11 protein-coding genes are annotated in these 13960 nt (G+C 72.0%); 3 read left to right on the top strand and 8 right to left on the bottom strand.

Annotated features, from left to right (window positions below):
- Positions 1-115: 115 nt before the first annotated feature.
- A complete protein-coding gene (locus tag AB5J49_RS37200) occupies positions 116-667 on the bottom strand; it encodes a DUF1707 and FHA domain-containing protein (protein WP_369173237.1) in 552 nt (183 codons plus the stop codon).
- Positions 668-852: 185 nt separating this feature from the next.
- Here AB5J49_RS37200 and treZ point away from each other — a divergent pair, with 185 nt between their 5' ends.
- Positions 853-2598 carry a malto-oligosyltrehalose trehalohydrolase gene (gene treZ, locus AB5J49_RS37195; RefSeq protein WP_369173236.1) on the top strand — a complete coding sequence of 582 codons (1746 nt, stop codon included), beginning with the start codon at positions 853-855 and terminating at the stop codon, positions 2596-2598.
- 84 nt (positions 2599-2682) lie between these two features.
- On the opposite strand, the gene AB5J49_RS37190 is transcribed toward treZ, so the two are convergent.
- The 5 genes from AB5J49_RS37190 to AB5J49_RS37170 all read right to left on the bottom strand — a co-directional run bounded on the left by AB5J49_RS37190 (position 2683) and on the right by AB5J49_RS37170 (position 7229).
- Positions 2683-3627, bottom strand: coding sequence for an aminoglycoside phosphotransferase family protein (locus tag AB5J49_RS37190; protein ID WP_369173235.1), 945 nt, complete (start codon positions 3625-3627; stop codon positions 2683-2685).
- A gap of 61 nt (positions 3628-3688) precedes the next feature.
- Positions 3689-4816, bottom strand: a complete 1128-nt coding sequence (locus AB5J49_RS37185; RefSeq protein WP_369173234.1) for an aminopeptidase P family protein — start codon at positions 4814-4816, stop codon at positions 3689-3691.
- A 108-nt stretch (positions 4817-4924) separates the two neighbouring features.
- Positions 4925-5563 (bottom strand): LysE family translocator, encoded by a 639-nt coding sequence (locus tag AB5J49_RS37180; RefSeq protein ID WP_369173233.1) that lies wholly within the window; start codon positions 5561-5563, stop codon positions 4925-4927.
- 72 nt (positions 5564-5635) lie between these two features.
- Entirely contained in the window at positions 5636-6247 is a 612-nt protein-coding gene (locus AB5J49_RS37175; RefSeq protein ID WP_369173232.1) for a PDZ domain-containing protein, read from the bottom strand.
- Positions 6248-6362: 115 nt separating this feature from the next.
- A complete protein-coding gene (locus tag AB5J49_RS37170) occupies positions 6363-7229 on the bottom strand; it encodes a LysR family transcriptional regulator (protein ID WP_369175384.1) in 867 nt (288 codons plus the stop codon).
- A gap of 94 nt (positions 7230-7323) precedes the next feature.
- On the opposite strand from AB5J49_RS37170, the gene AB5J49_RS37165 reads away from it, so the two are divergent.
- A complete protein-coding gene (locus AB5J49_RS37165) occupies positions 7324-8064 on the top strand; it encodes a hypothetical protein (protein ID WP_369173231.1) in 741 nt (246 codons plus the stop codon).
- Positions 8065-8101: 37 nt separating this feature from the next.
- On the opposite strand, the gene phsA is transcribed toward AB5J49_RS37165, so the two are convergent.
- Positions 8102-10000 carry an O-aminophenol oxidase PhsA gene (gene phsA / locus AB5J49_RS37160; RefSeq protein WP_369173230.1) on the bottom strand — a complete coding sequence of 633 codons (1899 nt, stop codon included), beginning with the start codon at positions 9998-10000 and terminating at the stop codon, positions 8102-8104.
- A 164-nt stretch (positions 10001-10164) separates the two neighbouring features.
- Here phsA and AB5J49_RS37155 point away from each other — a divergent pair, with 164 nt between their 5' ends.
- Positions 10165-11706 (top strand): hypothetical protein, encoded by a 1542-nt coding sequence (locus AB5J49_RS37155; RefSeq protein ID WP_369173229.1) that lies wholly within the window; start codon positions 10165-10167, stop codon positions 11704-11706.
- Here AB5J49_RS37155 and cyc2 read toward each other — a convergent pair.
- The gene (gene cyc2 / locus AB5J49_RS37150) at positions 11699-13858 is read right to left on the bottom strand and encodes a germacradienol/geosmin synthase Cyc2 (protein ID WP_369173228.1); all 2160 of its coding nucleotides are present in this window, start codon (positions 13856-13858) and stop codon (positions 11699-11701) included. The genes AB5J49_RS37155 and cyc2 overlap by 8 nt on opposite strands.
- Between the last annotated feature and the right edge of the window lie 102 nt (positions 13859-13960).

Below are 13960 nucleotides of genomic sequence, written 5' to 3'. Positions count from 1 at the left end.
TGTGCACGGTGTACGCACAGTCAGTCACGAGTTGACGACCACGTCAACACCACAGAGGGCAAAGGGACTTGAGTCAACGCTTCAAGTAAGGCCAAGGCCGGAGTCGAGGTTCGGCTCAGTTCGCGGCGAGCCGGAACGACATCCGGCCGAACCCGACCTGGTCGCCCTCGCGGACCACGACGGCGCCGATGACCCGTCGGCCGTTCACCGTGGTGCCGTTGGTGGAGCCGAGGTCGCGCAGGACCCAGAAGCCGGCCTGGTGGCTCAGTTCGGCGTGCACCCGGGACACCGTCTCGTGGGTCAGCCGCAGTCCGTTGGCGGGGTCGCGGCCGATGCGCAGCGGATGGCCGGTCGCGGGGTGGGGCAGCAGCAGCTTGGGCAGCCGCTCGGCCTGCCAGGCCCTGCGCAGACGCACGGTGAAGCCGGAGATCGCCTCGACCGAGCCGAACACCAGGCGCGAGACGCGGCTCTCGACGGGCAGGTCGGCGGTGAGGACGGCGAGCTCGTCCGCGCGGCGGGCGACGAGAGCCAGTTCCATGCGCCGTACGAACGTGTCGTGCGACAGCCGGCCCATGGCGACGCCGTCACGGAGCACCTTCAGCGCCTTGTCGCGCTCCGCGTCGGAGAGCCGCGCGGGGTAGGTATTGAACTCGAAAGACGACGTCACGGAGCTGATTGTCGGTCAGTGGCTCCCACGTGTCCAGAAAACGGGGAAACGGCCACCCCGCACGCATGATCGACCGCCCCGGCCACGACACCTGCCGCAAAAGGGAAGATTCAAAAGCGGATTGATCTCGTTTGAAGCACCATGGACGGGCTACATCACGGTGAGCAGACGAAGGGGAACCGTCCGTGCAGTTCGAGGTGTGGGCACCGCAGGCCGACCGTGTGACGCTGCATTGCGAGGGCGCCACGCGCGCGTTGGAGCGCGATCCCGATCGCGCGGGATGGTGGCGGGGGGAGGCGGAGGCGCGGGACGGCACGCGGTACGGCTTCGCGCTCGACGACGGCCCCGTGCTGCCCGATCCGCGCTCGCGCCGGCAGCCGGACGGCCCGGACGGGCTGAGCGCGGTCGTCGACCACGGGCGGTACGAGTGGCGTACCGAGTGGGCGGGACGGCCCCTGCCCGGTGCGGTGCTGTACGAGCTGCACGTGGGCACGTACACACGTGAGGGCACCCTGGACGCGGCCGCCGAGCGGCTCGGGCATCTCGTCGAACTGGGCGTCACACACGTCGAGTTGATGCCACTGTGCCCCTTCCCGGGGCGAAACGGCTGGGGATACGAGGGGGTCTCCCTCTGGGCCGTGCACGAGCCGTACGGCGGCCCCGAGGCACTGAGGCGCTTCGTCGACCGGGCACACGAACTGGGCCTGGGCGTGGTCCTCGACGTCGTACACAACCACTTCGGCCCGTCCGGTAACTACCTGCCCGCCTTCGGGCCCTACCTCACGGACAAGCACCACACCCCCTGGGGTTCCGCCGTCAACCTGGACGCGCCCGGCTCGGACGAGGTGCGCGCGTTTCTCCTGGAGAGCGCGCTGGCCTGGCTGCGGGACTACCGGATCGACGGGCTGCGCCTGGACGCGGTGCACGCGCTGAAGGACACGCGCGCGTGCCACTTCCTGGAGGAGCTGTCGACAGCCGTCGACGCCCTGGCCGCCGACCTCGCCCGGCCGCTGTACCTGATCGCCGAGACCGACCTCAACGACCCTCGGCTCATCACCGCGCGCGAGGAGGGCGGCGTCGGTCTGCACGCGCAGTGGAACGACGACTTCCATCACACCCTGCACGCCGCGCTGACCGGCGAGTCCCAGGGCTACTACGCCGACTTCGCCCGCGCCCCCATGGCAGGCCTCGCCAAGACCCTCACCGGCGGCTACTTCCACGACGGGACGTACTCGAGCTTCCGGGGCCGCCGCCACGGGCGCCCGCTGGACCGTACGCGCGTGGCGGCGCACCGCCTCCTCGGCTACAGCCAGACCCACGACCAGGTCGGCAATCGCGCCCAGGGCGACCGGCTCGCGGCCTCCCTCTCCCCCGGCCTGCTGGCCTGCGCGGCCACGCTGACGCTGACCGCGCCGTTCACGCCGATGCTGTTCATGGGCGAGGAGTGGGCCGCGGGCACGCCCTGGCAGTTCTTCACCGACCACACCGATCCGGAGCTGGCCGAAGCCGTACGGCGCGGACGGCGGCGCGAGTTCGCGGAGCACGGCTGGGCCGAGGAGGACGTGCCCGACCCGCAGGACCCGGCGACCCGGGACCGCTCCTGTCTCGACTGGTCCGAGCTCGACGTCGAGCACCACGCGCGCGTGCTGGCCTGGTACCGCCGTCTCATCGCCCTGCGCCACGAGCAGCCCGACCTCACGGATCCCGACCTGGCCGACACCAAGGTGGCCTACGACGAGCAGGAGCGCTGGCTCGCCTTCCGGCGCGGCGACGTACGCGTGGCCGTCAACCTCGCCAAGGAACCGGCGGCGATCCCCCTGGGGCCCCGCCAGGCGGACGTACTGGCCGCGTGGGAGCCCGTGCGGGCGCCGGGTGCGGACGGGGTACTGCATGTGCCCGCGGAGTCGGGCGTGGTGCTGTTGCAGGGGTGAGCGGGAGACGGGGGACGGAACCCGGGGGCGGTAGAGCGTCCGCGCAGGCACCTCTGCGTCGGCGCATGCGACTCTGCGCCCGCCCTACAGCTCCTCGTCCCCGTCGTCCTCCCTGAACTCCGTCACGCGCTCCAGCAGGATCGTCTCCCACGCGTGCCGCAGCTGCACCCTCAGCAGCGGGAGCGGCGTCTCGCCCTTGCCGTCGAGGCGGGCCGCGAGGCGGACGATCGCGTCGCAGCGGGCGAGCCAGAGGCCGCGCAGGCAGGGGCGGGCGCCGTAGCCGGCGAGGGTGGCGGCGCGGACGGCGGCCGGGGAGCCGACGGCGTGGGCGAGACCGGCGATGTCTTCCGCGGGGTCGCCGAGGACGGTGTCGGCCCAGCCGAGGACGCCGCGTACCCGGCCGTCGGCGCTGACGACGAGATGGTCGCCGGTGAGGGCGTGGTGGACGAGGACGGCGGTGCCGGGCTGGGCCGCGAGCTGGACGGCGGCCGGCTGGGTGAGCTGGCGCAGGCGGGCGGCGTCGAACTCGTCGGCGTCGGCGAGGCGCGCGGCGGCGCGTTCGGCGGCGCGGCGCAGGGCCTCCAGGGAACGCGGCGCCGCACGCGGCACGCCGAGCGTCTCGGCCTGCCGCACCGGGACCTCGCGCAGCCCCGTGAGCAGCCCGGCCAGGTCGGCCTCCCCGAGGGCGGACACGTCGTGCTCCCCGCCCGCCCCGCCGGGCACCTTGGTGTCCAGGGTGTAGGTCAGCCCGGACGCCCACTCCCCGAACGCGACGCTCGTCGGCACCGCGACCGGGACGTGCCGGCGGACGAGGTCGCGCAGGCGCAGTTCGCGGCGCTGGCGGGCGGCGGCGTCGCGGTCGGGGGCGAGGCGCAGGACATGGCGGGTGCCGACCCACCAGGTGGCGGGCTCGGCGCCCGCGGCGGCGGGCCGGACCTCGGGTCCGGCCGAGTCGTCCACGCCGTTCTTGAGCAGGGAACGAACCAGTCGGCGGACGGTGTCCGCGGTGGGTGTCGGTGCCTGGGTCATGGTCGCGCCGTTGTCGCTCGGGGGTCTACGGGGGCTCCTCGCGCCGGGATCGGTCGCCGGATCAGTCCACTATGACCATCTCGCGGGTCGTGTCGTTGAGGCGCCGGCCGCCGTCCTCGGTGACCGTCACGATGTCCTCGATACGCACCCCGAAGCGGCCGGGCAGATAGACACCGGGCTCCACGGAGAAGCACATACCGGGCACCAGGGTCTGCTCCTCACCCTCGATCATGTACGGCGGCTCGTGCGTGGTGACGCCGATGCCGTGCCCGGTGCGGTGGATGAAGTACTCGCCGTACCCGGCGTCCGCGATGACCGCGCGGGCGGCCCGGTCGACCTCCTGGCAGGCGACGCCGGGCCGTACGGCGCGGTAGCCCGCCTCCTGGGCCTCGCGCACGAGGTCGTGGACGCGGCGCTCCTCGTCGGTGGGTTCGCCGACGTGGACCGTGCGGGAGGTGTCGGAGCCGTAGCCGTCCTTCAGGCCGCCGAAGTCGAGAACGACCATGTCGCCGCGTTGGATCACGCGGTCGCCCACCTCGTGGTGCGGGTTGGCCCCGTTCGGGCCGGAGGCCACGATGGTGAAGTCGACCTGGGAGTGTCCGAAGCGGCGCAGCAGGTGGGCGAGGTCGGCGGCGACCTCGGACTCGCGCCGGCCACCGAAGGGAACCTTCCGGATCTCCTCGAACGTTGCGTCAGCGGCCGCACCCGCGGCCGCCAACAGCTCCAGCTCGGCCGTGTCCTTGACCGCCCGCAGCATCGGCAGGGCGTCGGTGAGGGAGGCGTAGGAGGTGCCGGGCAGCGCCTTCTGCAGGGCCAGCAGATGCATCGCCCAGGCGTTGTCGCTGATGCCGAACCGGCCGCTCACGTCGAGGAGGGCGGCGGTCGCGGCGTAGGGGTCCTTGCCGTCGGTCCAGTCGCGCAGTGCCGGGCCGGGCACGCCGACGGCCTTCGCGGCGTCCGGGGCCTCCAGGGCGGGGACGACGAGGACGGGGTCCTGGCCGGGGACCAGGACCAGCAGGGTGAGCCGCTCGGTCTCCGCGGTGGGCGCGTAGCCGGTGAGCCACACCATGTCGGGGCCGGGTGCCACCAGGAGGCCGGCCAGTCCGGCGTCCGCGGCCGCCCGCGCGGCACGGTCCCTGCGGGCCCGGTAGTCGTCGGCGGTGAAGGGCGCGGGTGCGGTGCCGGTCATCCGGGCCTCCCTGGGCGCGTGAAAGGACTACGGTCAGCATCCTGCCCGGACGCAGGGGGCGGCGCGAGCCGGTCGGCAGGGCTTTCGTACGGCTCCTCGGGCATGGCCTCAGCCGTCCAGTGCCATGCGGACGCCCAGGAGCAGCATCACGCCTCCGGAGACCTGCTCCAGGCGCCGGCGCACACCCGCGCGGGAGAGCACGGTCTTCATCCGGCCGACGAACCACACGTACAGACCGTAGTAGCCGACCTCGTAGACCGCCCAGAGCGCGGCGAGGCCGATCATGGCCGGCAGATGCGGGGCTCCCTGCGGCACGAACTGCGGGAGGAAGGACATCGCGAAGACGGCCGCCTTGGGGTTGGCGAGGTTGAGCAGCAGCCCGCCGCGGTAGGAGGCCCAGCCGCTCTTCCGCGTGCCCGTCCATGCGTCCTGGGCATCCTCTGCGTCCTCCTCGGGCCCCTTGGCTCGGCGCGCCTGCCGCAGCGCCTGGACGCCGAAGCCGACGAGCACGACCGCGCCGACGATCCGCATCACGTCGTACACCACCTCGGAGGCCGTCAGCAGCGCGGTCAGGCCGAACGCGGCGACCACGCCCCAGACGAAGACGCCGGTCTCGTTGCCGAGCACGGTCAGGAATCCGGAGCGTCTGCTGTACAGCGACTGCTTGATGATCAGCACGGTGCTGGGGCCGGGCGAGGCGGCGACGAGGGTGCACGCCCCCAGGAAGGCGATGAGGGTGGTCGGCATGGGGCCATCGTGGCCCGGTCGGCGGAAGGTGACCAGTGGTTTTCGCGTACTCCGCCAAGGAATACGGGGTGGTCAGGTGACGACGCCCGGGACCACCGTCAGCTGCTGGTAGCCGCCGCTGCGGTGGCGCACCGTCAGGGTGACCTCGCTGCCCGGGCGGGCTTCGGCGACGGCTCGCGCGAGGTCGGCGGCCGAGTCGACCCGGGTCCGGTCGAACGCGAGGACCAGGTCGCCCCTGATCAGGCCGGCCGCGTATCCCGGGCCGGGCACGTGGACGCCGACGATCAAGGCACCCACCTTCTCGGCGTCCACGGCCTCCACGCCGAGGGTCGCGACGGCTGGTTGCGCCGCGGCGGGAGCCTGCGACGCGGTCGGTGTCCGGGGCGACGCGGCCGAGGCACCGGGGCCTGCCGAGGGGACCCGGCTTCCCGGGGCGACCTGCCCCGCCTGCCGCTGCAGCTCGGCGAGCTTGCTCATGCCGATCACCGTGGCCCCCACGGTGCCGAGCCCGACCCCCGACAGGACCAGGACCGTCGCGATGAGCAAGGCGACCAGGAGGGTCGTGAGCCGTCGGCCGCATCGGCGGGGCACGGCGTGCGGGCGCCGTGCCCCGGCGTCGGACTTGGCACCGTCGCCGGGCCCCTGACCTGGCATGGGCTTCGGTCGCAACGCAGTCTGTTCCATCGGATCGCCTCCGGCTGGTGACTACCCTGCACACCGGCGCGCGACGAGCCACGATCGAGTGAGACTGACCGGTGGTCAAGAACGGGAAGCCACACGGGAAGCCATGAGCTGCGCCTCACGCCCGTTCGGCCAGCGCCGCCGCGACCGCCGCCGCAGCTCCCCCGAGCGCCCCCGTATGCACCAGCTCTGTCCGGTGCACGACACGAGGTTCCGTGACGGGGACGGCGACAGTGCCGGGCACCCCGGTGGCCGCCGGGCGTGGCAGCAGCGTCAGGCCGTGACCGGCCGCGGCCAGCGCGATGAGGGCGCGGACGTCGGTGCCCTCGAAGCGCAGGGCGGACCGGAAGCCGTGGCCGCCGTTCGCGGCACGGAGGTGGGCGAGCGGCAGGCCCGCGTCGGGGGCGTCCAGCCAGCGGGCGTCGGCGAGGTCGCCCAGGCGCAGGCAGGTGCGCCGGGCGAGCGGATGGGTGTCGGGCAGGAGGACACAGACCGACTCCTCGCCGACGCCGTACGTGGTCAGCGGTGCCACGTCGGGCAGGGGCAGCGGGTCGCTGGGGGCGGCCAGGCCGTCCACGAGGCCGAGGTCGGCCGTACCGGTCGCGACCGCCGCGGGGATCTCGTCGCGAGGCAGTACGCGCAGGGTCACCCCGGAGGCCGGGAGCGTGGCGAGGACGCGTGGTCCGAGCGCGGTCGACGAGGCCGCGAGGGTCAGCCCGTGGGCGGGTGCGGTCGCCATGCGTACGACATCCGCGCGGGCCGCCTCCAGACGCAGCAGCAGCGGGCCCGCGTGTTCCAGGAGCCGCTCACCGGCCGCCGTGGGCGCGACGGGACGGCGGGTGAGCAGCGAGGCGCCGAGGTCCTGTTCGAGCGCGGCGATGTGCTGGGACACCGCGGACTGGGTGTAGCCCAGCTCACGGGCTGCCTCGGAGAACGAGGCGAGGCGGGCGACGGTGACGTAGGTGCGCAGCAGGTGCGGGTCCATGTCCGACAGCATCCCGTACGGCATCAGCCGTGCTTATCGAGCGTGCAGAAATCATCGTTGGACGTGAACTCGGGGCCGCGCCCAGGATGAGCTCATGACGAACACCGCCGCTCGGACGGCCAAGCTCGCTCTGGTCGGGGACCGCTCCCCCAATGTCGCCTCTCACATGCGCGTGCCCCTCCTGCTGGACGCCCTCGCCGCACGCGACCGGCTCGTCCTCGACGCGTACTGGGTCCCGTCGCAGGACGCGGCGGCCGACGACGCGGTGCGCGGCTTCGACGCCGTGTGGGTGCTCCCGGGCAGCCCGTACCGCAGCGAGGCGGGCGTGCTGTCCGCGATCCGCACGGCGCGCGAGGAGGGCATCCCGTTCCTCGGCACGTGCGGCGGCTTCCAGCACGCGCTCCTCGAGTACGCCCGTGACGTATGCGGACTGACCCGTGTCGCGCACGCCGAGAACGACCCCGACGCCGACGACTTCCTCATCGAACCCCTGGCCTGCTCGCTGGTCGGCCATGAGGCGGCGGTCCGGATCGAGCCCGGCTCGCTCGCCCAGTCGGTGGTCGGCTCGGAGCGGACCGTAGAAAGGTACTTCTGCGCGTACGGCCCAGCCCGCCACCTCGACACCCTGAGCGCGCACGGGCTGCGCTTCTCCGGGCACGACGAGGACGGTCACGTCCGGATCGCCGAACTGCCCGGCCACCCCTTCTTCCTGGCCACGCTCTTCCAGCCGGAGCTGTCCGGGGACGGCTCGCGCCCGCACCCGATCGTCCGGGCACTGGCGCGAGCCGCGGTCGAGCACGCCGCGCGGAAGCTCACCGTCACCACGCGCGCGTGACGCGCCACCCGCAAGGGACGCGCCACGCGCGCCCAGGTCAGCCCGTGTGACCCTCCCCGTGACCGCCGTGCCCGCCGCCGTGGTCGAACTTCAGCGCCTCCGCGGGCATGACGACGAAGGGCCGCATCATGCCCATGTCCTCGTGCTCGAGGAGGTGGCAGTGGTACATGAACCGGCCGTACGCCCCGTCGAACCTGCCCATGACGCGCAGCATCTGGTTGCCCGGCACCCGGAAGACATCCTTGTGGCCGAGTTCGTTGGGCGCCACCGGGATCCGCGTACCGGCGTCGTGCCGGATCGGGCTGCGGGTTCCGCCCACTGCCGGGTCGAAGCCCGAGACGTCGTACGCGTCCCGGCCCATGAGCTGGAAGTCGGCCAGATGGATGTGCATGGGGTGCACGATGGGTGCGAGGTTGAGGAAGCTCCACTGCTCGTGACTGCCCTCGGCGATGGTGAAGCCAAGGCCGTCGTTGAACGTCCGGGCCGTGCGCCGGTAGGTCTTGGTCTTCCCGTCCGGGCCGGTGACCTGGATGACGCCGTCGGTGGGGACCTGGATCTCGCCCGGGTTCTCGACCTCGGTCATCTCCCAGATCTCCGGGTGGCCGCCGGCCCCCTTGGTGGCGGGCGGGGTGAGCACGATCAGCCGGTGGCCGTGCTCGATGTCGTGCGTGAGCCGGCGGAAGGAGCCGGAGAGCACCTCGGGCAGTTCGAAGGTGTCCGTCTCACAGCTCTCCCGGACCCGGAACTCCATGACCGCCGGATAGCGCACGTCGCCCGCCGGGTCGGGCACGCCCGGCGGCTGGTTGCGGCCCTTGTTGACCAGGCGGAGCTTCCTGCCCGCGAGCGAGCGGAAGTCGACGAGCAGGTCGAAGCGCTCGGCCGGCGCCGCGGTCAGGGTGGGCAGGGCGCCGTCGAAGTCGATCGGGACGGGGCGCGGCAGCAGTCCGCCGTCGCTGCCGATCTGGTGGACGATGCCCGGGACCGGGTTGTCGTCCTCGTCGACGAGCACGAGGTCGTAGATGCGGGCGTTGGACGCGTTGACCAGCCGGAAGCGGTACCAGGCGTCGTCCACCTCGGCGTACGGCCAGATACGGCCGTTGACCGTGGTGTACGGGCCGCTGAACGGGATGGAGACCGGCTTGCCCGTCTCCGGGTTCTTCTCCTGGACGATCACCGTCTTGTGCAGCAGCCGGCCGTTGAGACGGCCGTCCTCGTCGGTGTCGAGGTTGCGGTCGGCCAGCAGCAGCGGGATCTCCCGCTCCCCGCAGGGGAGACGGAGGGCGTCCTCCTCGTCGTCACGGACGAGGTAGGTGCCGTACAGCCCCGTCATCACGTTCCACCGTGTGATGTTCATGGCGTGGTCGTGGTACCACCACTGCACCGCCTGGTGGTCGTTCGGATACTCGGACAGCTGGGCGTCGCCGAAGCCGACGGCGTTGTCCGCCCAGCCGTCGTTGCCGCCGCCCGTCTGGGCGCCGTGCAGATGGGTCACCGACCAGGCGGGCAGGGCCGCGACGTCCTTGTCGGGCTCGACGCCCTCGCGGCCGGGCTCGGTGGTGGCCTGCGGGCGGCCGTCCCTGCGCAGCGGCACCTCGACGGAGGTGACCGGGTACTCGCCGTCCTTGGGGATGCGGTTGGTCCAGGCGATGCGGACTCGCTGTCCGCGTCGCACCTCGATGGTCGGGCCCGGCACCTGGCCGTCGTACCCCCACATCAGGGTCGGCGGCAGCTGCGGGTGCAGGCGCACCCAGGCCGGGCGCAGGGCGATCTCGGTCTCCTGTAAGACGTCCTCGGACGACGGCCGCAGGACGGGAGGGACGGGCAGCGGGGCCACGTACGGCGTGAGCTCGCCGATGTCGAGCGGCCGCTTCCCCGTGCCGGTCTCTCCTTCGGCCCCCGTGTCGCTGTCCGTGAACCTCTCGATGATGTCGGTCAAGGTCGCACACCCCCGTGTGTTCTCGTTGTCTGTTCCCCTCACCCCGCAAGACTCGCGGGGCACCGCCGAGGTTCCCGGAATATCCCGTTCCGCGCGAAAAGTTTCGAAAACCGCATCCGGAGGCCAGAAGTCCGTTGTCAGTGGGGGCTGTTACGTTCTGTGACATGACCGATCACGCGCTGCGGCTGCTCCGGCAGGATCCCCGCCTGGCAGAACTGGCCGCCTTCCCCTTCGGCTTCGGCCTGGCCCGCGCGGCCCATGGCCACGTCGAGGAGGTCCGCCTCGCCTCGGGCGGCCCGCTGCAGACAGTGGCAGGGGACGAGACCGGCGGTACGTACTTCGTGTGCGCGGACGGCTCCATGCTGTACGCCGACTCGGAGGGCTCGGCCGGGATCATCGGCTCCGGTGTCGACGAGGCGCTGGAGATCGTGATCGGGCTGGCCGACTGGGGCACTTTCCTGGACCTGGACCTGGAGGACGGCGAGGAGAAGATCCTCACGCGGGTCGCGGAGGTCGAGGAGGGCCTGCGCGAGTCCTGCGACGTCGACGAGGCACGGGCCGAACTGCGCGCCGGGCTGGGTTTCGCGGACCGTTCCCCGGTGGATCTGGTGCGCCTGCTGCAGGCCGCACTGCTGCGCACCGAACCCGAGTTCCTGCTGCTCAACGCGGAGGAGCACGGCGCCTACGACCTGTTGGACGCGTATCCGCGCCGGCCCCTGTGGGAGTCGGTGCTCGCGAGCGGCCGCACCGACCTCGCCCTACTGCGGTCGGGTGACCGTGCGGCCTGGGACGCGGTGGCCGAGGATCCCGTCCGGCGTCGACTCACCCTGCGGGCCGCGCAGTTCGACCGCGCCGAGGGCGACCTGGAGCTGCTGCGGCATCTGCTGCGGCACGAGGCGCGGTCGTCGATGACGGACGAACTGCGGCTCGCCGCCGTGCTGGTGGGGCTGCGCGGAGACATCGGGGACCTTCCGCTGCTGCACGAGGTGCGCGAGACGGACTTCGACACCGCGTGCGGACTCGGCGGGATACCCGAACCCGGAGCGGGTGCGGACGAGTTGGTGCAGTGGGCCCAGGAGCTCGACGACTCGCTGCTCGGTCCGGATCCCGCGGACGAGCCGGTGTCCACCTGGACCGACCTGGCCCGCGACCAGGGCATGACCGAGCTCGCCCGGGTCGCCCTGATCCGCGAACTCGACGAGATCGTCATGGACCAGAGCAGACTCCGCCGACCCGACGCGCCGCGGGCGCTGACCACGGCACCGCTGCGCGCGCTCGCCCGCGACTTCGAGGAGCTCGGCGACCACGTCCAGGCACTGCGCGCCCAGCGCCTGAACGCCGCCTTGCAGGAGGAGGCGTGGGACCGGGTCTCGGCCCATCTCGACCAGGCCCGCCTGGAGCGTTCCGTCGGCCAACTGCCGCAGGCCGTACGGACCTTGGAGGCTCTGCGCGACACCCTGGCAACGGGTGGGGCGGACCCCGGCGACGACTCCCTGCGCGACTGGCAGCGGGTGTACTTCGGCCGCTTCATCGCCGAGGAGCACTACCGGCTCTCCCTCGCCCTGGCCGACGCGGACCTCCCGGAGGAGGCCCGCGCGCTCCTCGCGGCCGCCGACGCGATACTCGGCGAGCTCTCGGAGAACGCCGCGCACGGCGTACGAGAGCTCGCCGACGAGACCGCCGCGCGAGTGGCGGAGGTCAGCTGAGGACGGGCACGGCCGGCGCGCGGTCCGGCAGGAAGCCGTGCGCGCGGCGGGCGAGGTACTCGGCCTTGTAGCGGTCGACCTCGCGGTGCCAGTTCAGGATGCCCGCCAGCCAGTTCTGGAGGTCGACCACGTAGTTCCCCATGGCCTCCCGCGCCTCCTTCGAGAGCCCGAAGTCGTCGTAAACGATGGGAAGTTCGTGCGCGGCCACATGCTCGAACTGCTGCATGCGCTGGGTCATCAGGTCGTGGACGACGGAGAGCGCGGTCGGGTAGTCGATGCCGAAGAAGTTCTGCACGACGAGGATCGCGTTGTGGATCTCGCCCTCGTACTCGATCTCCTTCTGATACGAGAAGACGTCGTTGAGGAGGCACGCGTAGTCGACGGCGGCGTTCTCCAGCGAGCGGACGGGGCCGCTGCGGTACACCTCCGGCGGGACGGCGGGGCCGTTGCCCATCCGGCAGAGGCTGAGGGTGAGGTCGGCGCCGAAGGTGGCGCGGCGCATCTCCAGGTAGTCGACCGGGTCGGGAACGCGGTTCTGGAGCTGGTTGGACAGCTCCCACACCCAGCTCTCGGTCATGACGTTCACCGCGTCCTTGAGGACACGCCGCGCCTCGGGGGTCATGTCCGCCGTCGTGCGCGCCCAGAGGTCGACGAGTCCGCGCTCCATGCCGTTGAGCGGGACGATGGCCTCCTCGCCGGCGAGGGGCATACAGGCCGACAGGCGTTGCGTGGTCAGCCTGGCGGCCGCCAGGTCGCGGCGGTGGCCGAAGACGAGGGGGTAGTAGTCGTCGCCGTAGGTGCCCCAGGCGAGCCAGTGGGCGCTGAGGTCGAGGGCCTCGGGCGTGGCGTCCGGGTCGAGGCCCGCCGAGCACAGCGGGAGGTCGTAGGCGGCGAGCTTGTCCTCGTCCCAGACGCCCTCCTGGAGCATGCCCATGCGGTGCATCCACTCGGTGAGGCGGGTGCGGGTGGCGCCCAGATGCGGGCTGAGCTCCACCTGGAAGGGCATGTAGAAGTCGGGCAGCCGGGACGGGCCGACCTTCTGGAACGGCACGTGCGTGTAGGCACGCAGGCGTTCGGCGCCGGCCGCCGCGAGCAGCGCACCGATGTCGGCGGCGGAGGTGCCGGGACCGGTCAAAGCCTTCCAGGGCGCGGTGGATTCGGCGCGCTCGTTCATGTACCGGCTGGAGCGCATGTGCCATTCGTGGCCGCCGGACTGCCAGTCCTGCAGGCCCTGGGTGTACGCCGCGACCGCGGCGACGTCCTGAGGGGTGAGCCCCTTCTCCAGTGCCAGGGCGGGGACTTCGGTCAGGGCGGTGTGCTCGAACTGGTGGAGCCGGGAGGTGAGGACGTCGTTGACGGTGTCGGCGGCTTCCTGGGTGGTGCAGCCGAAGAAGGTCTCCAGCACCAGGACGCCGTTGCTGAGTTCGCCCTCGTCCTCGACCTCGCGCTGGTAGGAGAACAGGTCGTTGCGCAGGTGCACGGCGTCCGAGAAGGTCTCCATCAGAACCCTCAGCGGCCTCGACTCGGCGACGGACGCGGGCACTTCGGACGTCGCGTACTCCACCAGACCCGAGGACCAGGGGGCGCCGCCCACCTTGCGGCGCATCTCGATGTACTCGACCGGGTTGGCGACCCGGCCCTCGTTGATGTTGGACAGCTCCCACAGGGACTCGTTGAGAAGGTGCTCGGTCGCGACGGCGAAACGGCGGCGCCAGTCCGCCGACATCGAGGGCACCGTCCGTGTCCACAGGTCGGCGAGGCCCGCCTCGACCGGGTTCTGCGGCTCGGGCATCGGGGTCGACAGGTCCATCGGCATGAACAGGGGAAGCCGGTCCAGATAGGCCTTGCCGCCGGCGCGGTCCTGGGTGCGCTTGAAGATCTCCAGGAAGTGGTCGTCGAAGAAGAAGACCCACACGTACCAGTCGGTGATCAGGGAAAGAGCGGGGCCGTCGCATTCGGGGTGGGTGTAGGCGCAGAGCAGGCCGTAGTCGTGGGCGTCCAGGTCGGCCTGCTCCCAGATCCCGGATCCCTCCAGCATGCCCATCTCGCGCGCCCACTCGGACGAATGGGCGCGGGCCTCGTCGATATGTGGGTTCAGCCGCGCGGGGTACGGCATGTAGAAGTGCGGGAGTTCGAAGGGCTGCTGCGTCATGGCCGGGCCCTACCCCCGGGCCCCGACAGGCATCCGCCGCGAGGGACATGATCACACCATCGCGTGAATCGCGGGTGAATCCGGGAGTTCTCGGCGGACCTT

Source organism: Streptomyces sp. R28 (assembly GCF_041052385.1).
Classification (GTDB): domain Bacteria; phylum Actinomycetota; class Actinomycetes; order Streptomycetales; family Streptomycetaceae; genus Streptomyces.
The sequence above is the reverse complement of the archived record's forward strand: the minus strand, read 5'-3'. Positions and strand labels throughout refer to the sequence as shown.